The organism is Pseudomonas sp. PP3 (assembly GCF_905336995.1).
Taxonomy (GTDB): domain Bacteria; phylum Pseudomonadota; class Gammaproteobacteria; order Pseudomonadales; family Pseudomonadaceae; genus Aquipseudomonas; species Aquipseudomonas reinekei.
Genome location: NZ_HG995459.1, coordinates 3,526,744 through 3,550,995, shown reverse-complemented (window position 1 = coordinate 3,550,995; position 24,252 = coordinate 3,526,744). Strand labels below are relative to the sequence as shown.

General features: G+C 61.1%; 17 protein-coding genes. 9 read left to right on the top strand and 8 right to left on the bottom strand.

The window, feature by feature from the left end; all coding sequences use genetic code 11:
* Nucleotides 1–10: 10 nt before the first annotated feature.
* Together KHO07_RS16040 and KHO07_RS16035 are read right to left on the bottom strand one after the other, a co-directional pair.
* On the bottom strand, nucleotides 11–4,114 hold the full coding sequence (locus KHO07_RS16040) for a bifunctional nitrate reductase/sulfite reductase flavoprotein subunit alpha (RefSeq protein ID WP_212624855.1): 4,104 nt from the start codon (nucleotides 4,112–4,114) through the stop codon (nucleotides 11–13).
* Between the two features lie 280 nt (nucleotides 4,115–4,394).
* Entirely contained in the window at nucleotides 4,395–4,886 is a 492-nt protein-coding gene (locus KHO07_RS16035) for an HIT family protein (RefSeq protein WP_150732594.1), read from the bottom strand.
* Between the two features lie 389 nt (nucleotides 4,887–5,275).
* On the opposite strand from KHO07_RS16035, the gene KHO07_RS16030 reads away from it, so the two are divergent.
* Both KHO07_RS16030 and KHO07_RS16025 read left to right on the top strand, forming a co-directional pair.
* Nucleotides 5,276–6,136 (top strand): hypothetical protein, encoded by an 861-nt coding sequence (locus KHO07_RS16030; protein ID WP_212624854.1) that lies wholly within the window; start codon nucleotides 5,276–5,278, stop codon nucleotides 6,134–6,136.
* A 145-nt stretch (nucleotides 6,137–6,281) separates the two neighbouring features.
* Nucleotides 6,282–7,280, top strand: a complete 999-nt coding sequence (locus KHO07_RS16025) for a bile acid:sodium symporter family protein (RefSeq protein ID WP_212624853.1) — start codon at nucleotides 6,282–6,284, stop codon at nucleotides 7,278–7,280.
* A gap of 45 nt (nucleotides 7,281–7,325) precedes the next feature.
* On the opposite strand, the gene KHO07_RS16020 is transcribed toward KHO07_RS16025, so the two are convergent.
* Nucleotides 7,326–9,113, bottom strand: a complete 1,788-nt coding sequence (locus KHO07_RS16020) for an IlvD/Edd family dehydratase (RefSeq protein ID WP_212624852.1) — start codon at nucleotides 9,111–9,113, stop codon at nucleotides 7,326–7,328.
* Nucleotides 9,114–9,161: 48 nt separating this feature from the next.
* Nucleotides 9,162–10,343 (bottom strand): fumarylacetoacetate hydrolase family protein, encoded by a 1,182-nt coding sequence (locus KHO07_RS16015; RefSeq protein ID WP_150732598.1) that lies wholly within the window; start codon nucleotides 10,341–10,343, stop codon nucleotides 9,162–9,164.
* 114 nt (nucleotides 10,344–10,457) lie between these two features.
* On the opposite strand from KHO07_RS16015, the gene KHO07_RS16010 reads away from it, so the two are divergent.
* Nucleotides 10,458–11,408 (top strand): LysR family transcriptional regulator, encoded by a 951-nt coding sequence (locus KHO07_RS16010; protein ID WP_150732599.1) that lies wholly within the window; start codon nucleotides 10,458–10,460, stop codon nucleotides 11,406–11,408.
* A 226-nt stretch (nucleotides 11,409–11,634) separates the two neighbouring features.
* Here the strand turns inward: KHO07_RS16010 and KHO07_RS16005 are convergent, their stop codons facing one another.
* Nucleotides 11,635–11,856, bottom strand: a complete 222-nt coding sequence (locus KHO07_RS16005) for a hypothetical protein (RefSeq protein WP_212624851.1) — start codon at nucleotides 11,854–11,856, stop codon at nucleotides 11,635–11,637.
* Nucleotides 11,857–12,719: 863 nt separating this feature from the next.
* Between KHO07_RS16005 and KHO07_RS16000 the strand changes: the two genes are divergently transcribed.
* The 4 genes from KHO07_RS16000 to KHO07_RS15985 all read left to right on the top strand — a co-directional run bounded on the left by KHO07_RS16000 (nucleotide 12,720) and on the right by KHO07_RS15985 (nucleotide 17,398).
* A complete protein-coding gene (locus KHO07_RS16000) occupies nucleotides 12,720–14,300 on the top strand; it encodes an aldehyde dehydrogenase (NADP(+)) (RefSeq protein ID WP_212624850.1) in 1,581 nt (526 codons plus the stop codon).
* Between the two features lie 91 nt (nucleotides 14,301–14,391).
* Nucleotides 14,392–15,774, top strand: a complete 1,383-nt coding sequence (locus KHO07_RS15995) for an MFS transporter (RefSeq protein WP_075944906.1) — start codon at nucleotides 14,392–14,394, stop codon at nucleotides 15,772–15,774.
* Complete coding sequence (locus KHO07_RS15990) at nucleotides 15,771–16,511, top strand: SDR family oxidoreductase (RefSeq protein ID WP_212624849.1); 741 nt, start codon at nucleotides 15,771–15,773, stop codon at nucleotides 16,509–16,511. The genes KHO07_RS15995 and KHO07_RS15990 overlap by 4 nt, the downstream gene beginning before the upstream one ends.
* A gap of 38 nt (nucleotides 16,512–16,549) precedes the next feature.
* Nucleotides 16,550–17,398, top strand: a complete 849-nt coding sequence (locus tag KHO07_RS15985; RefSeq protein WP_075944904.1) for an ureidoglycolate lyase — start codon at nucleotides 16,550–16,552, stop codon at nucleotides 17,396–17,398.
* A gap of 60 nt (nucleotides 17,399–17,458) precedes the next feature.
* Here KHO07_RS15985 and KHO07_RS15980 read toward each other — a convergent pair whose 3' ends face one another.
* From KHO07_RS15980 to KHO07_RS15970, 3 genes are all read right to left on the bottom strand, one after another.
* Nucleotides 17,459–18,724, bottom strand: coding sequence for an MFS transporter (locus KHO07_RS15980; protein WP_150732603.1), 1,266 nt, complete (start codon nucleotides 18,722–18,724; stop codon nucleotides 17,459–17,461).
* Between the two features lie 20 nt (nucleotides 18,725–18,744).
* The gene (locus KHO07_RS15975; protein WP_212624848.1) at nucleotides 18,745–19,815 is read right to left on the bottom strand and encodes a TIM barrel protein; all 1,071 of its coding nucleotides are present in this window, start codon (nucleotides 19,813–19,815) and stop codon (nucleotides 18,745–18,747) included.
* A gap of 107 nt (nucleotides 19,816–19,922) precedes the next feature.
* Nucleotides 19,923–21,434: a PLP-dependent aminotransferase family protein gene (locus tag KHO07_RS15970; protein ID WP_150732605.1), complete on the bottom strand. Its 1,512-nt coding sequence runs from the start codon at nucleotides 21,432–21,434 to the stop codon at nucleotides 19,923–19,925.
* Nucleotides 21,435–21,615: 181 nt separating this feature from the next.
* Between KHO07_RS15970 and KHO07_RS15965 the strand changes: the two genes are divergently transcribed.
* Together KHO07_RS15965 and KHO07_RS15960 are read left to right on the top strand one after the other, a co-directional pair.
* A complete protein-coding gene (locus tag KHO07_RS15965; RefSeq protein ID WP_010459079.1) occupies nucleotides 21,616–21,996 on the top strand; it encodes a RidA family protein in 381 nt (126 codons plus the stop codon).
* A gap of 164 nt (nucleotides 21,997–22,160) precedes the next feature.
* A complete protein-coding gene (locus KHO07_RS15960) occupies nucleotides 22,161–24,158 on the top strand; it encodes a U32 family peptidase (protein ID WP_212624847.1) in 1,998 nt (665 codons plus the stop codon).
* Nucleotides 24,159–24,252: the final 94 nt, after the last annotated feature.

The window sequence follows — 24,252 nt, the reverse complement described above, 5'->3', positions numbered from 1 at the left end:
CATCAAACGGTCAGTAAACATCCCGCAGGTAGCGTTTTTGCTCGCTCATCTGCCGCCAGTAATCGGCAGCGGATTGCGCGCCAAGCCCGCCATGGCATTGCGCGACCTGCCGCAAGGCCTGGTCGACGTCTTTGGCCATGTGGCTGGCATCACCGCAGATGTACAGCTGCGCGCCTTCCTGCAGCCAGCGCCACAGTTCGGCGCCTTGTTCGCGGATGCGATCCTGCACGTAGATTTTCTGCGCCTGATCGCGAGAAAACGCCAGGCTCAACCGGGTCAGCAGGCCATCGCGTTGCATGTCCTGCCATTCATCGCGGTAGTAGAAGTCGCTCGCGGCATGTTGCTCGCCAAAGAACAGCCAGTTACGGCCCTGATCACCCTGTGCCCGACGCTCCTGCAAGAACGCGCGAAAAGGCGCCACGCCGGTGCCGGGGCCGATCATGATCATCGGCACATCACCATCGGCCGGGGCGCGGAAGTGCTTCGACGGCTGCACGAAAACCGGCACATGAGCGTTCTGCGCTCGGTCGGCAAGAAAGGTCGAAGACACGCCTTTGCGTTTGCCATAGCGAACGGCGGCGACGGTGAGATGCACTTCCTTCGGGTGCACCTTGGGGCTGGACGCGATGGAATACAGGCGCGGTTGCAGGCGTTTGAAGGTGCCCAGCAATTCGCTGGCCGAGCACTCAAGCGGAAACGCTTGCAGCACGTCCGCCAGTTGCCGGCCCCACAGCCAGTCTTTGAGTTCCGCTTTGCGCTCGCTGCCCAGCAGTTGTTTCAGTGCCGGGTTGGCGCTGCGTTCGGCAATGAATGCCAGGGTGTCGTGGCTGGGGCGGGCGATTTCCAAATGCTCGGTCAGGGCTTGGCGCAAGGGCACTTCACCGAGCTTGTCGAGATGGACGGTGGCGTCGGCGTTCATCCGCGTCAGTGAGAGCAATTCGTCGACCAGTTCAGGGCAGTTGCGCGGATAAACCCCCAGCGCGTCCCCTGCCTCGTAACGGATGCCCGAGTCCGCCAGGTCCAGGGCAAACATCCGGGTTTCCTTGTTGCTGCTCTGGCGGTTGAGGTGAAGGTTGGTCAGCAGGCGAGAGGCATGCGGTCGGGTTTTGCCGGGGGCTTCGACCGGGGCGGGCGAAGTTTTGCTGGCCGGCGCGTCTACCACCGACGGCGCTGGCTTCAGGGCCTGGTGCAATTGAGTGAGCCAGTTGTCGGCTTGCTCTTCGAACTCGGTGTCGCAATCGACCCGCTCAAGCAGGCGTGTGGCGCCCAGTTCATGCAGGCGCTGATCGAGTTGCTTGCCGTGCTGGCAGAACTGGTCGTAGTTCGGGTCACCCAAGCCCAACACTGCAAAACGCAGGGATTCCAGGCGCATGTCGGCCGTGCTCAGGGTGTGCCAGAAACCTTCGCCATTGTCCGGTGGATCGCCGTCGCCAAAGGTGCTGCTGATCAGCGCCAGGTTTTGGGTGCCCGCCAGTTTGCTGGCTGCAAAGTCAGCCATCGGACTCAGCTCCACGGCAATCCCGTCGTCACGCAAGCGCGCGGCAAAACGCTCGGCCAGCGCTTCGGCATTGCCGGTTTGCGAAGCCCACAGCAGGGTCAGCGCGGGCGTGCAGTCTGTCGCTACCGCGTTCGACGACAGGGGGCTGTCGGCCAGTTCGACGCGGCTGAACAACCCGCCCAGCACACCGTCCAGCCACAACCGGGTTTCAGCTGCCAGGGGTGCGTTGGGCGGCATCACCGGCACGCCACCGGCCTGACGGCCCGCGGTGGATTGCAGGCCCGTGATAAAACCGGCGAGGTACGTGCGTTCGTTATCGTTGAGTGGCGGGGAGGGCAGGCTGCGAATGCCCGCGAGATCGGCAAAGGTCTCGATGCTCGACATGGCGAGTTCCTCTGAGTGTGTGCAAGCGGGGAGTGGGGCGGTGGCAGGCGCGGGTGTTTCGAGAAACTGATGGTTGATCAGTTCGACTCGTTGCAGGGCGACGGCACAGCACTTGAATTCAGGCTGCTGCGAAATCGGATCCACGGCGTCGTTGGTGACGGCGTTGATGGCCAGGTTCTCGCCAAATACATCGTTCCAGTGAAAAGGCGCAAAACAGTTGCCCTCGCGCACTCGCTCGGTCACAACCGCCGGCAATACCGCACGCCCCCGCAGTGAACGTACTTCGACCGGGTCCTTGTCCTTGATGCCCAGGCGGCTGGCGTCGTCGGGGTGAATCTCGATGAACGGCCCGGGGTTGAGTTTGTTCAGGGTTTCGACCTTGCCGGTCTTGGTCAGGGTGTGCCACTGATGTTGCAAGCGACCGGTGTTGAGCACGAAGGGAAAGTGTTCATCGGGCATTTCCGCTGGCGACATGTGCGGGCGAGGGAAGAACTGGCCTTTGCCGTCCGCGCTCGGGAATACGATGGCGGGGCGGCTGCCGTCGGCTTCGACCTTGAGTGCCTGGCTCACGCCGTCATTGAGGTAGCGCACCGGGTTACGCACGTTTGCGCTGGCGGACGCGCAAGGCCATTGCAGCGGTTGTTCACGCAGGCGGGCATGACTGGCGCCGCGAATGTCGTAACCGGTTTGCGGGTTCCAGGCGCGTTTGATCTCTTCGAACACCTGGTTGGCGTCGGCGTAACTGAAGGCCTCGGCGAAGCCCATTTCGCACGCCACTCTGGCGATGATCTGCCAGTCGGGCAGGGTTTCACCGGGAGCGTCCACGGCCTTCTGCATCAGCGTCAGGTTGCGCTCGGAGTTGATCATCACTCCCTCGGCCTCGGCCCACAGTGCCCCTGGTAGGAGGATATCGGCGTAGCGATTGGTCTCGGTATCGAGAAAGGCGTCCTGGGTGATCACCAGTTCGGCGGCCTGCAAGCCTTCGATCACGGTCTGGCGATTGGGCGCGGACGCGACCGGGTTGGTGCAGATGATCCAGCAGGCCTTGATCTGGCCAGCGCGCATTTGTTCGAACATCGCCACCGTGCCGGCACCGGCTGTGCGCGGCAGGCTGTCGTGGGGGATGTTCCACAAATCCTCGACGAAAGCGCGATCCGCCTCGACGAGTACTGAGCGCTGGCCGGGCAGGCCTGGCCCCATGTAGCCCATCTCGCGGCCGCCCATGGCATTCGGTTGGCCGGTCAGGGAAAACGGCCCGCTGCCCGGACGGCAGATCGCGCCGGTGGCCAGGTGCAGGTTGCACAGGGCGTTGGTGTTCCAGGTGCCGTGGGTGCTTTGGTTGAGGCCCATGGTCCAGCAGCTCATCCACTCGGCGGATTCGCCGATCCATTGCGCGGCCTGGCGGATGTCCGCTTCAGGCAGGCCGGTGATTTCGGCGACGGCGGCTGGCTGATAATCCTCGAGGAAACCGGGCATGGCCTCCCAGCCTTCGGTGAAGGCGGCGATGAAGGCCGGGTCGGTGTGGCCGTTTTTCACCAGCAGGTGCAGCAGGCCATTGAGCAATGCCAGATCGGTGCCGGGTTTGATCGGCAGAAACAGATCGGCCTTGTCCGCCGTGGCGCTGCGCCGAGGATCGACCACGATCAGTTTCGCCCCGGCCTTGACCCGATCCATCATCCGCAGGAACAGGATTGGATGACAGTCGGCCATGTTGGCGCCGATCACGAAAAACAGGTTGGAACGATCGAAGTCCTGATAGGAGCCCGGAGGCCCGTCGGCACCGAGCGACAGCTTGTAGCCGCTGCTGGCGCTGGCCATGCACAAGCGCGAATTGGACTCGAGGTTGGCGGTGCGGACAAAGCCTTTGGCCAGTTTGTTGATCAGGTACTGGGCCTCGAGCGACATCTGCCCCGACACGTAGAACGACAGCGCATCGGGGCCGTGGTGATCAAGAATGTTGCGCAGGCGAGCCGCCGTTTCGCTGATGGCCGAATCCATCGCCATGCGCACCGGGTCGCGACTGCGTTCCTGGCGCAGGTAGGCATTTTCCATGCGGCCGGATTCGGCGATGGCCTTGCCGCACGTCGTGCCCTTGGTGCACAACCGGCCGAAGTTGGCCGGGTGAGTTTTATCACCCGTGACCTTGACCACCCGGTTGTCTTCGACCTGCATGACGATCCCGCAGCCCACGCCACAATAGGGACATACACTGCGCACGGTTTTGTTTGCCATCCTCGCCCCTCGAATCTCTGCCGGCACCTGAGCGGTGCGCAAACGCAAAAGGCGCCATGCGGCCCTCCGTAATGAAACGGGGGCTACACGGCGCCTTTGTCGTATAAATGCAATCAGCGTTGACTGCGATGCAGGTACATAGCAAACAGCGCGCCAGAATCTCTGGGGCCGCGCCGGATCAGGGGTTCAAGGGAAGAAGGGGCGGTTCAGCACGCAGGCTGCATGCACTTTTATATGGCGATGCACGCAACGGTGCACCAGCCCAAGGCGAACCTTGCGGTCAGCCCTCACTGCGGAAAGACAGGCGCAAACGCTCGATGATCTGTTCGACGCCGGGGCCCTGGATGCTCGGTGGTTCCGGGCTCTCGCCAAACTCGCGCCAGATGAACAGCGTCAGCTCGGCGCCATCGGTCAATGTGTGAGCGCTGGCACCGACACCGAAGTTCTTCAGCAGTCGGTAGCGGTCATCCTGCCAGAACAGTTCTTCGACCCAGTGGTAGACCGGGATGCAATGGAAATGAATGGGGAACGCCGGATCATGGCCGAAACGGCTGATGTAGAGCCACTTGGGCTGTAACTGCGTTTGCAGGACTCTCTGCACTTTGCCGAGCAGGCCACCGAGTTCGATCAGCGCCGCTTCGGGAAGCTCGGCCAGCGAGCTGGTGTTGTGGCGCGTCCCCAGCACCAGATAGCCAGGGAGCTTCGACGACATGTGATGGTTGAGTATCCAATGTGCCGTTTCATGGATGATGAAATGTGGAGCGATGTCCATGGATGAATGTCCGTTGTGGAAGCAGGTAAAGGCAAGGTCGTGGAGCGCATTGAGCAGCAGCAACAGGTGGCAATGCAATCCCTTGGCCGTTGTCGTGTACCTTCCTCTTCAGCAAGACTCTGCGTCACATGAACTTGCATCCGCTACTTTCGATTTTAGATCCGGCTGTACAAAGTGCGACACGTTTTTTTGGCAAGCCACGGGTCGTGGTTCTTGCCGGTGACGGTGCAGGTTTCGGGCGGCAGCAATCTAGGGATAAAACCGGGCGCTGACCACCAGACAAGGGTGTGGTCATTTAACGCCAAGGTATAAAGATCCGCGCAACCTGCCGATATAGAATGAGGCCGTCCGCCGTGCCCTCACTTGAGCCACACCACCAGGGAAGAACCATGAACGTCACTTCGTCCTCGTCGTCATCCAGCGCCTTGATCGCTGCCTACACCTCTGCCGCCAACAGCAAGACGTCAGAGGCCCAGGACAAAGTGGTGGATAGCAACACGGCCGCGGATCAAACGCAAAATGATGACGCGGTGAGCTTCTCCAGCACGGCCACCGACTACAGCGATTCGATTGCCAGCAACGCGCCGTACTTTCCGGTGCGCGCGGGGATGAACGCCGATGCGCTGATTCTCGGTGTGGCCAAGCCCGGTGCGATTTCCAGTTCCAAGGACAAAACCTTCGCTGACGTCGCCCTCGACGCCCGCAAGCGCATGGATGAGAAGTACGCGCTGATGAAGGACAGCGGCAAGCCGTATGACAACAGCATGGCCGATCGCAATGCGTTGATGGGTGACCTGGACCGGCGTTCGCTGTATGCCGTCGCCACCAACGAAGGCGGGCACTTCACCAAGGACGAGCAAGCTGCCGCGCAGGAGGTGATGCGTCAGCAGGCTCAGCTTGCCACCGGTTACTACGTCGGACCGGAAGACCAGAAGAAGAACTGGAGAGACCCGTTCGCCAACGATCCGGTCGGCCGGGCCAAGGCTGCCCTGAGCTTCATGGACAACATGAGTCCCGAGGAAAAGGCCACGCCGCAATGGCTGTCCCAGCGCAACACACTGCAAACCGCTCTGGATCAGGCAACGGCGGCCGATCCGGTGGAGCTGGCGAAGAAAAAACAGCTGTATTTCCCGATCCTTGCCGAGATTCTGCAGAACGGCACCAGTTGGTTCGACAAGAAAGAGTCGGACCAACAAAACGCCAGTGACGCGCTGGATAAGCTGAAGGCTATCGTCCAGTCGACCAAGTGAACCGCCTGGGGCCTCATTTGACCTTTTCGCGAGGCAACGCTCGGTTTGTCCTTTAGGCGACATGTACTGGCTTATTAGCGTTAGTCGGTAATTCGCCGCGGAGGTACAGTCGAGATCACGTTCCTGGCCAACCCGGATGATCCCGATGACACGCCCGCGCTTCTTACCCGATAACTTCACCCTGACGCTGATAGGTGTGGTCATTCTCGCCAGTTTGCTGCCGGCCAGCGGTCAGGTCGCCGTCGGCTTCGGCTGGTTGACCAACATCGCTATAGCCCTGCTGTTTTTCCTGCACGGGGCCAAGCTCTCGCGGGAGTCGATCATCGCCGGCGCCGGCCACTGGCGCCTGCATTTGCTGGTGTTCGGCCTGACGTTTGTGCTGTTTCCGTTGCTCGGTTTAGCGCTCAAGCCCTTGCTGTCGCCCCTGATCGGCGACAATCTTTACATGGGCATGCTTTACCTCTGTGCGCTGCCCGCCACGGTGCAGTCGGCGATTGCCTTCACCTCGTTGGCGCGCGGCAACATTCCGGCAGCGATTTGCAGCGCGGCAGCGTCGAGCCTGTTCGGGATCTTCCTCACGCCGTTGTTGGTGACGTTGCTGCTGGACGTGCACGGCGACGGCGGTTCGACACTCGATGCCATCCTGAAAATCAGCGTGCAACTGTTGCTGCCGTTCATTGCCGGGCAAATCGCCCGCCGCTGGATCGGCGCCTGGGTGGCGCGCAACAAGGGCTGGCTGAAGTTCGTCGATCAGGGGTCAATTCTGCTGGTGGTCTACGGTGCGTTCAGCCAGGCGGTGATCGAAGGCATCTGGCATCAGATCCCGTTGCGCGATCTGGCCGGGCTGGTGGTTGCCTGCTGCGTGCTGTTGGGCCTGGTGCTGGTGGCCTCCACGGTGCTCGGCAAGGCCTTCGGCTTCAGCCAGGAGGATCGCATCACCATCCTGTTCTGTGGCTCGAAGAAAAGCCTGGCCACCGGCGTGCCGATGGCTCAGGTGCTGTTCGCCGGCAGCACCATCGGCGTGCTGATTCTGCCGTTGATGCTGTTCCATCAGATCCAGTTGATGGTCTGCGCGGTACTCGCGCAGCGCTACGCCAATCGCCCGGAATCGGTGCCCGATTTGATGGGGCAAGTCGATCCTTGATGGCGTCCAGCCAAGCCATTGATTCGCTGGACGCTCACGGGCCGGTCAGTGCGAATGCCGAGGCTCGCCACCACTGCGGGCGATCACCCGCAAATGCAGGGTGGCCGGTTCCAGGCAACCGCCGGTGGAGAGCTGGCCGACCAGTTGCCGGTAGAGTTCTTGCCATGGGGTTTGCGAAGCCGGGATGTTCGGCGTCCATTCGGCGCGGCGGCGGGCCATTTCGTCTTCATCGACCAGCAGGTTGACCGACCTGGCGTTCAGATCCACACGCAGCCGGTCGTTGGTTTTGAGCAGCGCCAGGCCACCGCCCACCGCGGCTTCCGGAGACATGTTGAGAATCGACGGGCTGGCCGACGTGCCGCTTTGGCGACCGTCGCCCAGGCAGGGTAGAGAGTCGATGCCTTGCTTGATCAGCGCGGCTGGCGGGGCCATGTTCACCACTTCGGCACTGCCGGGATAGCCCACGGTGCCCGCACCACGAATCACCAGGATGCAGCGCTCGTCGATATCCAGCGCCGGGTCGTCGATCCGTGCGTGATAATCCTCGGGTCCTTCAAACACGATGGCTCGCGCTTCGAAGCTGTTTTCTGCGCCCGGTTCGGAGAGATACGTCTTGCGAAACGCCTCGCCCACCACCGACATTTTCATGATCGCGCTATCGAAGAAGTTGCCACTGAGCACGATGAAGCCGGCGCGGTGCTTGAGTGGCGTTTCGAACGGGTAGATCACTTCGGCGTTGCTGGTCAGGGTGCTGCTGACGATCTCGCCGATGGTCTTGCCGCTGACCGTGGCGCAGTTTTCGTGCAGGCGCCCGGCCTTTTGCAATTCATGCATCACCGCCGGCACACCGCCCGCACGGTGGAAGCCTTCGCCCAGATACTTGCCCGCCGGCATGCAGTTGACCAGCAGCGGCACGTCTTCGCCTATGCGTTGCCAGTCGTCGAGGCTCAGCTCGACGCCCATGTGCCGGGCGATGGCGATCAGGTGTGGCGGGCAGTTGCTCGACGCGCCCAGCGCCGAAGCCACGGCAATGGCGTTCTCGAACGCTTCGCGGGTCATGATCTGCGACGGACGCACGTCCTGCATCACCAGTTCGCAGATGCGCTTTCCGGTGGCATAGGCCATTTGTCCACGTTCACGGTATGGCGCCGGAATGCTCGCGCAACCTGGCAGCGACATGCCCAGGGCTTCGGCCAGGGCGTTCATCGACAAGGCGGTGCCCATGGTGTTGCAGTGCCCGACTGACGGCGATGCCGCCGTGGTCATTTCCATGAACCCTTCATAGTCGATCTCGCCGGCAGCCATCAGGTTGCGCGCATGCCAGAGCACTGTCCCGGAACCGATCAACTCACCCTTGTGGTGGCCGTCGAGCATCGGCCCGCCGGACAGGACGATGGCGGGCAGGTCGGTGGTGGCGGCGGCCATCAGGCAGGCCGGGGTGGTTTTGTCACAACCGGTGGTGAGCACCACGCCGTCCAGCGGGTAGCCGTGCAGGATCTCCACCAGCCCCAGATAAGCCAGGTTGCGGTCGAGCGCGGCGGTCGGGCGCCGCGATTGTTCGGCAATCGGGTGCACCGGGAATTCCATGGGAATGCCGCCGGCATCGCGGATGCCGGCCTTGACCCGTTGCGCCAGCTCCAGGTGATGACGGTTGCACGGGGTCAGGTCGCTGCCGGTCTGGGCGATGCCGATGATCGGGCGGCCCGATTGCAGTTCTTCGCGGGTCATCCCGTAGTTCATGTAGCGTTCGACGTACAGGGCAGTCATGTCCGCGTGGGCAGGGTCGTTGAACCACTGCTCACTGCGCAGGCGGCGCTTGGGGGTGTCACTCATGATTCAGGTCTCTCTTATCATTGGATGGATCGACAATCCGTTGCGGTTTCAGCGGGCGAGCAGTCCTCGGGCGGCGAGGTTGCGTAGCAGGGCGCTGACACCAAAGGTCCACGGCGCGGCCTCGCAACTGTGGGTGACCTGGTTGTGCAGGCTGCCCAGCAACGGACTGCTGATGCTGACCCGGTCACCCAGCTTGTGGGTGAATCCGCTGCCGACATGATCGCGATCTTCGGTGGGGGCGAACAGGGTACCGAGAAACAGCAGGAAACCATCGGGGTATTGGTGATTGGCATTCAACGTCTGGCCGGCCAGGTCCTGCGGGTCGCGGCTGATCTGGCTCATGGAGCTGGAACCGCGCATGCGGTAACCGTCCTCGCCCTGCACCTGAAGGTCGACCACGCAGGCACGCACGTCATCGAGGCTGAAGTGTTCATCGAACAGGCGAATGAACGGCCCGATCGAGCAGGACGCATTGTTGTCCTTGGCCTTGCTCAGCAGCAGGGCACTGCGGCCTTCGAAATCCCGCAGGTTGACGTCGTTGCCCAGGGTCGCACCCTGGATCTGCCCCCGGCTGTTCACCGCCAGCACCACTTCCGGTTCCGGGTTGTTCCACTGCGAACCTGGGTGAATGCCGATTCGGTTGCCGCTGCCGACGGCAGCCAGCACCGGGGCTTTGGTGAATATTTCTGCGTCTGGCCCGATGCCGACTTCGAGGTATTGCGACCACATGCCTTGTTCAATCAACAGGGCTTTCAAGCGCATGGCCTGCTCGGAGCCTGGAACGATCGAGCGCAGGTTGTCGCCGATCACCGCGTGTACGGTGGCCCGCACGGCTTCGGCTTTTGCGGCATCACCGCCGGCCTGCTCTTCGATCACGCGCTCGATCATGCTGGCGGCAAAGGTCACCCCGGCAGCCTTGATCACCTGCAAGTCCAGCGGTGGCAATAAGTAGGGTTTCGACGGATCGGCCTCAGGCCCGGTGTTGGCCAGTAACGCTTCGATGCTGGTGATGAAAGTCCCCGGTGTCTGCCGCACCGCTGACAATGGCGCGTCCGATTCCAGCAAGTCGCTGAGTGTCGCGAAACGTTCCGACAGGTCAAACACGCCGTCGGCGCGCAGGGCGATCGGCGACGGCCCGGCGACCTTGCCGGGGACCCAGGCGCGACCGATCAGAGTGCCGGCCACACCGTCGGCCGGCAGGGTGTTTTCGGGGGTAAGCATTAGCGACATGGCGAATCTTCCTGGTTCGTAAAGCCTTCACGCTAGGGCGGGCAGTCGATAAACTCCAATGAGATATATTCAGTATTCGATAACTTGCGGTTATTACTTCGTCGAGGCGCGCGTATGTCAGAACTGTCCTTTTCCAGCGTTTGCGGCTGGCTCAAATTCAGGCATTTGCTGCTGATCGACACCTTGGGCCGCACGCGCAACATGCATTTGGCAGCCCAGCAGATGAACCTGAGCCAGCCGGCCATCAGCAAGATGCTCAAGGAAATCGAAAGCCTGTTGGGTTTTGCCCTGTTCGAACGCCAGCCACGGAGCATGCCGCCCACGGCATTGGGCGAACATGTGCTGCGCTATGCGCAAATCGCCTTGAACGATGCGCGCTCGTTCGTCGAGCAAATCAGCAGCCTGCGTGAGGGCGGGCATGGTCACCTGAAGGTGGGCGGGATTTTCGCGGCGACGGCGGTCGCCTTGCCCGAAGCCATTTTGCAGATCAAGCAGCGCTCGCCGCTGCTGTCGATCGAAGTGGTGGAGCAAACCAGTAACCACCTGATGGAAATGCTCGAAGAAAAGAAGCTCGATCTGGCGGTCGCCCGCTTCACCGATCAAAGCCAGCAACAGCGCTACGACTTTCAGCCGCTGGCGCCCGAACCGTTCTGCATCGTGGTCAACAATCGCCATCCATTGGCCGACGCCGGCCCGACGTCGTTGCAGCAGCTGGTGGACCTGCCGTGGATTCTGTACCCGGTCGGTACGCCGATTCGCGCACGCATGGAACTGGCCTTTGCCGAAGCCGGGGTCGGGATGCCGCGCAACACCGTCGACACCATTTCCATGCAAACCTTCCTCCAGGTTTTGCAGCGCGGCCCCATGATCGGCATGTTGCCCAATGCGATGGTTAACCCGCTGCTCGACAGCGGTCAGCTCAAAACCCTCGACACGCCGCTGCACCTGGTCCCGCAGGATTACGGCATCCTCACCCGCAAGGGAGAGAAGTTGGTAGGGGCAGCCCTGGAGTTTGCCGAAATCCTCAAGGAAAACGCACGCTTGGCCGGCGAAACAGCCAGTTGAAATGCACCGTAACCTGTAGGAGCCGGCTTGCTGGCGATAGCGGACTTTCAGGCGCCTTCTGTGTTGAATGACCGGGCGCCATCGCCAGCAAGCCGGCTCCTACAAAGTGTGTTGTTGGCAGAACATAGATGATTTTTTCGATATCGCTCCGTCATCCAGCTTCTCAACTCGAGCGTTGGAAACGCGCGCAATCTGTAGGAGCCGGCTTGCTGGCGATAGCGGTCCTTCAAGCGCCTTCTGTATTGAATGACCGGGCGCCATCGCCAGCAAGCCGGCTCCTACGAAGCGTGTTGTTGGCAAAAAATAGATGATTTTTTCGATAACGCTCCGTCATCCAGCTTCTCAACTCGACCGTTGGAAACACGCGCAATCTGTAGGAGCCGGCTTGCTGGCGATAGCGGTCCTTCAGGCGCCTTCTGTATTGAATGACCGGCGCCATCGCCAGCAAGCCGGCTCCTACAAAGTGTGTTGTTGGCAGAAAATAGATGATTTTTTCGACAACGCTCCGTCATCCCGCGTCTCAACTCGAGCGTTGGAAACGCGCAATCTGTAGGAGCCGGCTTGCTGGCGATAGCGGTCCTTCAGGCGCCTTCTGTAATGAATGACCGGCGCCATCGCCAGCAAGCCGGCTCCTACGAAGCGTGTTGTTGGCAGAAAATAGATGATTTTTTCGATAACGCTCCGTCATCCCGCGTCTCAACTCGAGCGTTGGAAACGCGCGCAATCTGTAGGAGCCGGCTTGCTGGCGATAGCGGTCCTTCAGACGCCTTCTGTATTGAATGACCGGGCGCCATCGCCAGCAAGCCGGCTCCTACACAGCGTGTTGTTGGCAGAAAATAGATGATTTGTTCGATAACGCTCCGTCATCCAGCTTCTCAACTCGACCGTTGGAAACGCGCGCAATCTGTAGGAGCCGGCTTGCTGGCGATAGCGGTCCTTCAGGCGCCTTCTGTGTTGAATGACCGGGCGCCATCGCCAGCAAGCCGGCTCCTACGAAGCGTGTTGTTGGCAGAAAATAGATGATTTGTTCGATAACGCTCCGTCATCCAGCGTCTCAACTCGACCGTTGGAAACACGCGCAATCTGTAGGAGCCGGCTTGCTGGCGATAGCGGTCCTTCAGGCGCCTTCTGTAATGAATGACCGGGCGCCATCGCCAGCAAGCCGGCTCCTACGAAGCGTGTTGTTGGCAGAAAATAGATGATTTTTTCGATAACGATCCGTTATCGGTTAATCCAAAAATGCCATTGGGAAAGAATCGGTTCGCGACAGTAGAGTATCGACCAGCTTCCAATCAGGGTCAGGAGACTGTCATGCCCGAACTGTCCGGACACAATTTCATCGCCGGTGGCCGCAGCGCCACCGGGTCGGTGATGCTGCACAGCGTTGATGCGACTACCGGTCAAGCACTGCCCACCGCATTCATACAAGCCACGGCCGAAGAAGTGGACGCGGCCGCCCAGGCGGCCCATCAGGCCTACCCGATCTACCGCCATTTGCCTGCTGAGCGACGGGCGCAATTCCTTGAGGCCGTCGCGGCCGAACTGGACGCACTGGGCGAAGACTTCATCAGCCTGGTATGCCAGGAAACCGCTTTGCCAGCGGCACGTATCCAGGGTGAACGAGCGCGCACCAGCGGCCAGATGCGTCTGTTTGCCCAGGCCCTGCGTCGCGGTGATTGCCACGGCGCGCGAATCGACTTGCCGATGCCGGACCGCAAGCCATTGCCCCGTGGCGATCTGCGCCAGTGTCAAATGGGTGTCGGTCCGGTGGCGGTATTCGGCGCCAGCAATTTTCCCCTGGCATTCTCCACCGCCGGCGGTGACACCGCTGCTGCGCTGGCGGCCGGTTGCCCGGTGGTGTTCAAGGCCCACAGCGGCCACATGGCGACAGCGGAGCGGGTGGCCGAGGCAATCATCCGTGCCGCTGAAAAAACCGCCATGCCCGCGGGTGTGTTCAACATGATCTTCGGTGCTGGCGTCGGTGAAGCATTGGTCAAGCATCCGCTGATTCAAGCGGTCGGCTTCACCGGTTCGCTCAAAGGGGGCAGGGCGCTGTGCGACATGGCAGCAGCCCGCCCGCAACCGATCCCGGTGTTCGCCGAAATGAGCAGCATCAATCCGGTATTGGTGTTGCCTGAGGCCTTGCAGGTTCGCGGGGCACGTATTGCCGGTGAACTGGCTGCCTCGGTGGTCATGGGGGCGGGGCAGTTCTGCACCAACCCCGGTCTGGTCATTGGCATCCGCTCGCCGGCGTTCACGGATTTTGTGCAGGTGCTCGGCGCCTTGATGGCCGATCAACCGGCGCAGACCATGCTCAATGCCGGCGGCTTGCGCAGCTACGTACAGGGTTGTGAAACGTTGCTGGCGCATCCGCAGATCACCCATCTGGCAGGGCAGACGCAGCAAGGAAACCAGGCGCGGGCGCAATTGTTCCAGGCCGATGTCGGCCTGTTGTTGACCGGCAACGAGCTGCTACAGGAAGAAATCTTCGGCCCGGCCACGGTGGTAGTTGAGGTGGCTGATCGAGCTGAACTGCTGGCGGCACTGCAGGGTTTGCGCGGGCAACTGACCGCGACCTTGCTCGGTGAAGCGGCAGAGCTGGAACAGGCTCACGACCTGGTGGCGACACTGGAGCAGAAGGTCGGCCGCGTACTGATCAATGGCTACCCCACCGGGGTGGAAGTGTGTGACGCAATGGTCCACGGCGGCCCTTGGCCGGCAACGTCCGATGCCCGTGGCACCTCGGTGGGCACCCTGGCCATCGAGCGCTTCCTGCGTCCGGTGTGTTATCAGAATTTCCCCGACGCCTTGCTTCCCGAGGCCCTGAAGAACAGCAACCCACTGGGGCTGACGCGCCTGGTCAACGGAGAAAAAACCGCCCAGGCACTGTAGCCATCGTTCCACCGCCGAGCGAACCGCTCGCTCGGCGTGACCCATTCGATAAAAACAATCAGGCATGTCCACATGCCCAGGGGTTACCTCCATGCAAACGATATCCGAGCATTTGCCCGCGCAGGCGCAAGCCAGCCAACTCGATTTTGAAGACCGCACCTACCGCAAAGTCATCTGGCGCATCCTGCCTGTCCTGCTTCTTTGTTACATGGCGGCGTACCTGGATCGCGTCAACATCGGCTTTGCCAAGCTCGACATGCTCAACGAACTGCAATTCAGCAACACCATCTATGCCTTGGGTGCGAGCATGTTTTTCTGGGGCTACTTCCTGTTCGAAGTGCCGAGCAACCTGTTACTGCATCGCTTCGGCGCGCGATTCTGGATTGCCCGGATCATGTTGAGCTGGGCAGTGATCTCCATGGCCGTGGCCTACACCGTACCGTTGGCGGGCTTCTTCCACATTGAATCGAGCACGATGTTCTACGTGTTGCGCTTTTTGCTGGGTATCTGCGAAGCCGGCTTCTTTCCGGGCGTGATCCTTTACCTCAACTACTGGTTTCCAACCCACCGCCAAAGCCGGGTGATGTCCGGGTTCTTGATGGCCATGCCAATCAGCCTGACCCTGGGCGGCATCTTGTCCGGCTGGCTGATGAACAGCATGCAAGGCGTGCACGGCATGTCCGGCTGGCAGTGGATGCTGATCATCGAAGGCATCCCTTCGATCATCATGGCGTTCGTGGTGATCGTCTGCCTGGCCGACAACATCGATAAGGCCAAGTGGCTGTCGGCGGCGGAAAAAGCCATGCTCAAGGCCAATCTGCAAACCGACAACCAAGGCAAGGCTTCACGCCTGAGCGAGGTGTTTTTCAACCCCCGCGTGTGGCTGTTGGTGCTGATCCTGCTGACCTTCAACACCGGTTTTTACGGCCTGGCGTTCTGGATGCCTTCGATCATCAAGAGCACTGGCATTACTAACAGTCTGCACATTGGCTTTCTGACGGCCATTCCCTACGCGGTGGCCGTGGTGGCGATGCTGCTCAATGCCCGTCATTCCAACCGCACCGGCGAGCGCCGGATGCATGCGGCGATTCCGGCTTTCATCGGTGGCGTGGGGCTGATCCTCAGTGCGTATTTCGCTGACAACCTGGTGCTGTCGGTGCTGTTCCTCAGCGTCTCCGCCTCGGGGATTCTCAGCCTGATGCCGATTTTCTGGACCCTGCCGGGCACCGTGCTTTCGGGGGTCGCGGCGGCTGCCGGGATCGGCATGATCAACGCCATCGGCAACCTGTCGGGCTTCACCGGTTCGATGATCACCGCCGTGGCGGAAAACCTCACCGGTAATATCAATAACGGGACTTACGTACTGGCGGCCTGCCTGTTCATCAGCGGTGGCCTGATCCTGATGATCCCCGCCGCGATGCTCGGCAGAACCCCGAAAACCGCCGCCACCAGCGCCAAACTGGAGACCGCATGAACCTGCAGAACAAACGGGTACTGGTCACGGCGGCCGGCCAGGGCATCGGCCTGGCCAGTGCCATGGCCTTTGCCGAGGCGGGCGCCGAGGTGTACGCCAGTGATATCGACATTCACGCACTGGCGGGCATCGAAGGCATCAACGCAATGACCCTGGACGTGACGTCGACCAGCGCCATCAGCGACACCTGTGAACGCATCGGTGCGCTGGACGTGTTGTTCAACTGCGCCGGCTACGTGCACAGCGGCAATATTCTCGAGTGTGACGAAGCGGCCTGGGCGCGTTCGATGGACATCAATGCCACCGCCATGTACCGCATGATCCGCGCCTTTTTGCCGGGCATGCTGGCGCGTGGCGGCGGTTCGATCATCAACATGTCGTCGGTCGTGTCCAGCGTCAAGGGCGTGCCCAACCGGTTCGCCTATGCGGCCAGCAAGGCGGCAGTGGTTGGGCTGACCAAAGCGGTCGCGGCCGATTTCATCGGCCAAGGCATTCGCTGCAACGCGATTTGCCCCGGCACCGTGGAATCACCGTCCCTGCGCGAGCGCATCGCCGCTCAAGCCGCACAGCAGGGGGTTGATGAAGCGCAGGTCTACCAGCAATTCCTCGACCGCCAACCCATGGGCCGAATCGGTACCGCACAGGAAATCGCCCGGTTGGCCTTGTACCTGGGCAGCGATGCTTCGGCGTATACCACGGGCGGTGTGCACGTCATCGATGGCGGCATGAGTATCTGAACCCGGATGTGTTTTTTTGGTTTGAGCAGGAGAACCCCATGAAACTGTTGCGTTATGGCGAAAAAGGCTCGGAAAAACCTGGCTTGCTGGATGCCGACAATCAGCTGCGAGACCTTTCGGGTCACGTTACGGATATCGCCGGGCAGGTCTTGAGCCCGGCCGGTCTGGCGGCGCTTGCCGCCATTGACCCCGCCAGCCTGCCGATCGTACCGGGCCATCCGCGCATCGGTGCGTGTGTCGGGCAGGTGGGCAAATTCATCTGCATTGGTTTGAACTACGCCGACCACGCAGCCGAGTCGGGCATGGAGGTGCCGAAAGAGCCAATCATCTTCAACAAATGGACCAGCGCCATTTGCGGCCCGAACGACAACATCGAGATCCCGCGCGGCTCGCGCAAGACCGATTGGGAGGTGGAACTCGGCGTGGTCATCGGCAAGGGCGGGCGTTACATCGACGAAGCCAATGCCATGGAGCATGTTGCCGGCTACTGCGTTATCAATGATGTGTCAGAACGCGAATGGCAACTGGAGCGCGGCGGCACGTGGGACAAGGGCAAGGGCTTCGACACTTTCGGTCCCCTCGGCCCATGGCTGGTGACCCGCGATGAAGTGGCCGACCCGCATGCACTGGATCTGTGGCTCGATGTCGACGGCCATCGCTACCAGCAGGGCAATACAAGGACCCTGATCTTCACTGTGCCGCAGTTGATTGCCTACCTGAGCCGCTGCATGAGCCTGCAACCGGGCGATGTGATTTCCACCGGCACGCCACCCGGCGTCGGGCTTGGGATCAAGCCCGATCCGGTCTTCTTGCGCCCTGGGCAAACCATGCGTTTGGGTATCACCGGGCTGGGTGAGCAGCTGCAAACCACTGTGCAAGCGGACTGATGAAGGCACCATTGCCCCGGCAACATCCGGGGCAATGCTCGAGCGGTTTAGCCAGGAGGATCAGGCTTGCGCTGCACCGACGGTGCCGCTGACCGTGGATTTACGGCGCACGGTTTGATACAGCACGCTGGACACCAGAAACCCGAGGATGGCCAGCACGCTCATCAGGCTGAAGACGTAGTTGTAACCTTGCTGGCCGGGGAAGTGATCGAGGATTGAGCCGTAGATCACATAGGCGAACATGCCCGGCGCATATCCGATCAGGCAACCAATGCCGAATGCCGAGCCGGTGATGTGCTGCGGGATACCGACTTCACCCATGGGCGCCCAGAACACACCGCGCATGGAAAACACGATCAGCGCAAAGGACAGGGTGGCGGCCATGCCCGCATAAATGAAACCCGGGCTCTTGGGGATCAGCATGATCACGCCCATCAGTGGCAGCAGGGCCAGAAACGCCCATTTCAGGTAGCGGCTGGTGCTCTTGAACTGCTTGTCGGCAATGAAGCCACCGGCGGGGCCACCCAGAATCTTGAGAAAGTACTGGTTGATGATGCCGTAGGCACCTACAAGCGCCACGGGCAACCCGTACATTTCCTTGAGGTAGGGAATGAAATAGGTCAGGCCGCAATACACGATGTAGACCATGAACACGTTCAGGCTGACCAGCCAGATGCCCGGTACCTTGACGGCCTCCAGAAGGTTCGACAAACCGTTTTTCGCTTTGACCGTCGATTGCGTGGTGCCGCTCTTGAGCAGGATCCAGGTCAGGGTGCCAGCCAGAATATCGATGACCGAGTAGAAGAGAATCGCCGATTTCAGGCCCGCTTCACCGGAGCCCATGGCGATGAACACGCCCAGTGCGGAAAAGGCCACCAGCGTATCGATCACCCCACGTCCACCTTCCAGTAGGCCAAACAACCGACCCTGTTCCTGATCGTCACCCAGATTGCGGATGGCTTTGAGCAACGAAGGCCAAAAGATGCAATCGGCGCACACGGCCAGCAGGCTGAACACAATCAACAGATTGCTGAACGGCGGGAATGTCGAGAGATAGAGACCCAGGCAACCGGTACCGAGCAGACCGACGGGGATCAGCTTTCGCGTGTCAAAACGGTCTGCGAGCATACCGCCGACGACAAACAGCGCGGTGGCGATGATAGCGTTGGCGCTCAGCAGCACGCCAATTTCAGTGTGGCTCAAGCCCATGAATTCCTGCATGGGCACATAGAAGGCGTCCTTGAGGTTCGCCAGTTTGTAGATGGTGCCGCCGCCGAGAATGAGGATCAGGAATCTGAGCCATTTGGCCTTGTTTTGGATTGTCATTGTTGTTCTCCACGTCAGGTTCAGGCGTTGCTGTGGTTATCCAGGGTCAGTTCGGCCAGGGTGCGGAACTCGGCCAGCAAGCCGCGGACATAGGCGACCTGGTTGTTGGCCCAGCGGTGCTCGTCGGCCAACATGCGTTCCAGCGAGTAACCAGCCGGCAGCGGCGTGTCACTCATTTCCCGGTAGGCAATGAACGGGTCGGCCGCCTCGTCGGTTTGGCGGAATGCCGGTGCCACGTAGTGGTTTTCCTGCTCGAGAATGAAAGCGATCACTTGTGGCGAGGACGCGCCCAGCATCAACAGTTCAAACAGCATGCGGGCGTTGGGCAGGTCATCTTCGGGGCTGCCTTGCAGTACGCCGTAGTGACCGAAACCGCTTTGCTCGGGAACCACACGCACACCCTTGAGGTGGGTCTGGCGGATGTGCGGCGCGAGTGTTTGCAGGGCCTGCAGCGGTTGTTCGCAGGCATTGATCATGTTGCCGAAATCGAACAGGGCGTGCAGGCGAGGGTGGTTGAGCCGGGTCAACAGCGCTGCGATCTCGGCGCTCTTGAGTTCTTCATGCTGCTCGAAGTCGAAGTACAAATCGTGCTCGTCGGCCTGCTGCGCGAGGTAGTGCAGATCAGTCTCGATGATGTCCATGACCCGCGACAGCGTGCCTTCGTAGCGTGAGTAGACGCGGATGTTGCGCACGCCCAGTGCCTTGGCAATGCTGACGACCTGATCGACGTCCTGTTTGCGAGTGCTGCTGATTTCCAGATGCACGTCCAGTTCAAGGGCGTTGGCCTTGGCGGAAAATGCCTGAAGCTGCGCGGCTGTCATTTGGCTGAGGCTGTTTTCCTCGCCGTCGAGCAAGTGCAAGCTCAGTCCCTGAAGCTCGTGACGATAAGCAAAGTCGAGTAAATCGGCAGGGGTGACGCGGCCATGGGTGAGGTTGGTCAGCAGCGGATAGGCATGGGCAAACAAGCGCAATTGCTTGAGACGCGCGAGCAACTGCCTGGCCAGTGCCGGTGTCAGCAGGGGTGGCGCTGCGGCCTCGCTTGCCTTGTGGCTGAGCAAGGCATTGAATCGTTCCTGGATCTTATTGTTCATTCGAGTGATTCCTGGTTCAGACGCCGGGTCTCCCGGCGCAGCCTTTATCGCGCCAGTCAGGAACTCTCGATAGATCCATTACTATTTAATTGATAAGGCCACTTTGCTCATTTCACGGGGGGTGTATAGACCCCCATTTTGATCAGCGCTTGAGCCAGCGCTTCAACCCGCTCCCTTGCCTTGTCCTCGGGGGTGCCGGCGAAACCGATCAACAGCGCCGGGGGCAGATAGTTTTGCAGGCAATAGTCGCTCAGGGCATAGGTGTGAATGTTGTATCGGGTCAGGTCCTTGGCCAGGGCGTCGGCGTCCAGATCCTCTGGCAACCAGGCAATCAGGTGCATGCCGGCTTCAACCGGGGTGATGCTGAAAAAATCCCCCAGCTGCTCCTGCAATTGCTCCACCAGCGCTTGCTGGCGCGCCTGATACAACGCACGCATGCGACGGATATGCCCGAGGAAATGGCCCTCACTCATGAAGTCGGCGGTCACCGCTTGCAAGAGGGTCGGTGGACTGCGATCCATCACCGCGCGCAGGGTACAGAAAGGTTCGATCAGGGCGTGGGGCAGTATCACGTAACCCAGTCGCAGTGACGGGAACAGGACTTTGCTGAAGGTCCCCACGTAAATCACCCGCGCCCGTTGGTCCATGGCGTAAAGCGCCGGCAAGGGACGACCGCTGTAGCGAAACTCGCTGTCGCAGTCGTCCTCGATGATCCAGCTTTGGCATTGCGCGGCCCAATCGATGAGCGCCTGGCGCCGCGCGTAACTCAGGGTCACGCCCAAGGGATGCTGACGAGACGGCGTGGTAAACACCAGGCGCGCATCAGGGCATTCGGCCAGGCCTTGCGCGATGTCGATCCCTTGTTCGTCGATTCGTAACGCCGTCACTTGGGCACCCTGGGCCTGGAGCGCGATGCGGGCGGCGATGTGCCCGGGGTCTTCCATCCAGACGCTGTCCTGCGGATTGAGCAGTAACATGCCCAGCAGATTGAAGGCCTGCTGCGCGCCGGAAACGATCACGACCTGCTCAGCCGTGCAATCGATGCCGCGGGCATCGAAAACGTATTCGGCAATCGCCGTGCGCAGGGCCAGCAACCCTTGCAGCTCGCCATAACCGAGCATGGCCTTGGTCGGCTTGTGCAGGTGACGGTTCATCAGGCGCTTCCAGATATGTTGCGGGAAAGCGTCGTAGGTGCTGTGGCTGGGCAGGAACGAGGTCGGGCTCGCCGGGTCCCAATCGGCATAGGACACCCCGCGAAAATGCTTGCTGCGCAGCGACACCATCGCCTGGCTCAGGTCCGACAGGCGTGGGGGTGGACGTTGTTGCTCGTCGTCAACGATGCCGCGGCTTTCCCACTCATTGCCAACGTAAGTCCCCGCGCCGGTGCGCGACGCCAGAAAGCCTTCGGCGATCAACTGGTCGAACGCATTCAGGATGGTGATCCGCGACAGCGCAAGCTCGGTGCTCAGTGTTCGGGTCGACGGCAGGCGTACACCCCCTTGCAGGCGTCCGGACAGTATCTGTTTGCGGATCTGCAGGTAGAGCTGACGGTAAAGGGGAATCGAGCTGGCGCGGTCCAGTTCTATGCCCGACAACAGCAGGCCGGCAGGGGATTTCATGACAGGCTCGTCTGGAGGGAGTGAGGTGATGAGCGCAAGGGTATCCAGCGGCAATGGATAAGTCACTCTGCCAACATGGCGGATGGGCGAACAAAAAACATGCGGTAGACTGCCCGTGCAAAAGGCGTCGCTGCGATGTACCGCGGCGGCGCCTGTTTACTTCCTCAAGCAAGAGAGTCCCATGGCCAACCAAGACATCACGTTCACGCCCGATCCCGACGCAGACTCCATTTCCTCCGACGTGGCCGGTTTCGGCGGCATGCTGGTCTCCACGCAGATTCCCACCCGCGCCGACGGTAGCCTGGAGCTGGGCGATATCACCCTGCAAAGCGAATGCACGCTGCAAGCGCTCAAGGTTGCATTGGAGCGCGCCGGCAGTTCCATGGATCGCGTGTTGCACCTGACCATTTACCTCACCGACATGGCCGACCGCGCGGCTTTCAACGAGGTGTACAAGCGCTTCTTCGCCAAGCCATGGCCGGTTCGAGCCGCTGTTGGCGTGGCTGCACTGGCGGTGGAAGGCATGCGCGTGGAAGTCACCGCGATGGCGGCCAAGGCCTGACCGCAGCAACACACAAAACCTGTGGGAGCGGGCAAGCCCGCTCCCAAAGGGATTGGGGCCAGTCAGGCCCAAGCGAACGCCACCCGGCAGCCTACGGGTGCCGGTCAGGCGTTTCACCGGTACAATGCGCGCCTCGACCGTGACAGCCTGACTAAAAAAATATTATGTCCCTGCCCAAACATCATCTGGAATTGCTCAGCCCCGCCCGCGACGTAGCCATCGCCCGCGAGGCCATCCTGCATGGCGCCGATGCGATCTACATCGGTGGCCCGAGCTTCGGCGCCCGCCACAACGCCTGCAACGAAGTGAGCGAAATCGCCGAACTGGTGGAATTTGCCCGTCGTTACCACGCCCGGGTGTTCACCACCATCAACACGATCCTGCACGACAACGAGCTGGAGCCGGCCCGCAAGCTGATCCACCAACTGTACGATGCCGGTGTCGATGCGCTGATCGTCCAGGACCTGGGCGTGATGGAACTGGACATCCCGCCGATCGAGCTGCACGCCAGCACCCAGACCGACATCCGCACCCTGGCGCGGGCGAAGTTCCTCGACCAGGCCGGCTTCTCGCAACTGGTTCTGGCCCGTGAACTGAACCTGCAGGAAATCCGCGCCATCGCCGACGAGACCGAAGCGGCGATCGAGTTTTTCATCCACGGCGCCCTGTGCGTGGCGTTCTCCGGGCAGTGCAACATCTCCCATGCGCAGACCGGCCGCAGTGCCAACCGTGGCGACTGCTCCCAGGCTTGCCGTTTGCCGTACACCCTCAAAGATGAAAAGGGTGGCGTGATCGCTTACGAAAAGCACCTGCTGTCGATGAAGGACAACAACCAGAGCGCCAACATCCGCGCCCTGGTCGAAGCGGGCGTACGTTCGTTCAAGATCGAAGGTCGCTACAAGGACATGGGCTATGTGAAGAACATCACCGCCTATTACCGCCAGCGCCTCGACGCCGTGCTCGAAGAGCGTCCGGATCTGGCCCGCGCCTCCAGCGGTCGCACCGCGCACTTTTTCCTGCCCGACCCGGAAAAAACCTTCCACCGTGGCAGCACCGATTACTTCGTCACTGACCGCAAGATCGACATTGGCGCCTTTGACTCGCCGACCTTCACCGGTTTGCCCGTGGGCGTCGTCGAAAAAGTCGCCAAGCGCGACATGCAAGTCGTGACGCACGAGCCGCTGTCCAACGGTGACGGTCTCAACGTGCTGGTCAAGCGTGAAGTCGTGGGTTTTCGCGCGAACATCGCCGAACCCAAGGGCGAGTTCGAGGAGGACGGCGAGAAGCGTTATCGCTATCGCGTCGAGCCCAACGAGATGCCGGAAGGGATGTACAAGCTGCGCCCCAACCATCCGCTCAATCGCAACCTCGATCACAATTGGCAGCAGGCGTTGCAAAAGACCTCTGCCGAGCGCCGTGTGGCCCTGCGTTGGGTTGCTCGCCTGCGCGAAGAGCAGCTTGAATTGACGGCGACCAGTGAAGAAGGCGTCAGCGCCAGCGTCACGTTGAATGGCCCGTTCGGCGCCGCCAACAAACCGGAACAGGCGCTGGAGCAATTGCAGGATCTGCTTGGCCAGCTGGGTACTACGCAGTACCACGCCATCGACATCAAGCTCGATGCGCCGCAGGCGTACTTCATCCCGAACTCGCAGCTCAAGGCCTTGCGCCGTGAGGTGATTGAAGCCTTGACCGAAGCACGGGTCGCCGCCCATCCGCGTGGTGGCCGTAAGGCCGAAACTTCACCGCCACCGGTGTACCCGGAGTCGCACCTGTCGTTCCTGGCCAACGTCTACAACCAGAAGGCCCGCGATTTCTATCACCGTCACGGGGTCAAGCTGATCGACGCGGCGTATGAGGCGCATGAAGAGGCCGGTGAGGTGCCGGTGATGATCACCAAGCACTGCCTGCGTTTCTCATTCAACCTTTGCCCCAAGCAGGCGAAGGGCGTGACTGGCGTGCGCACCAAGGTCGCGCCGATGCAGCTGATCCACGGTGATGAAGTGCTGACGTTGAAGTTCGACTGCAAGCCTTGTGAAATGCACATCATCGGCAAGATGAAAGGTCACATCCTTGGCCTGCCACAACCGGGCAGCGTTCAGCCGGTGGTCGGCCACATCAGCCCTGAAGACCTGCTCAAAACCATCCCGCGCGCGCCGCACTAAGCGCTGAAGGGCCTTGTGGGGTGAGCCTGCTGGCGATGGCGTTGACTGAACCAACGCAATCGCGAGCAAGCTTGCTCCTGCACAGGCTATCAGC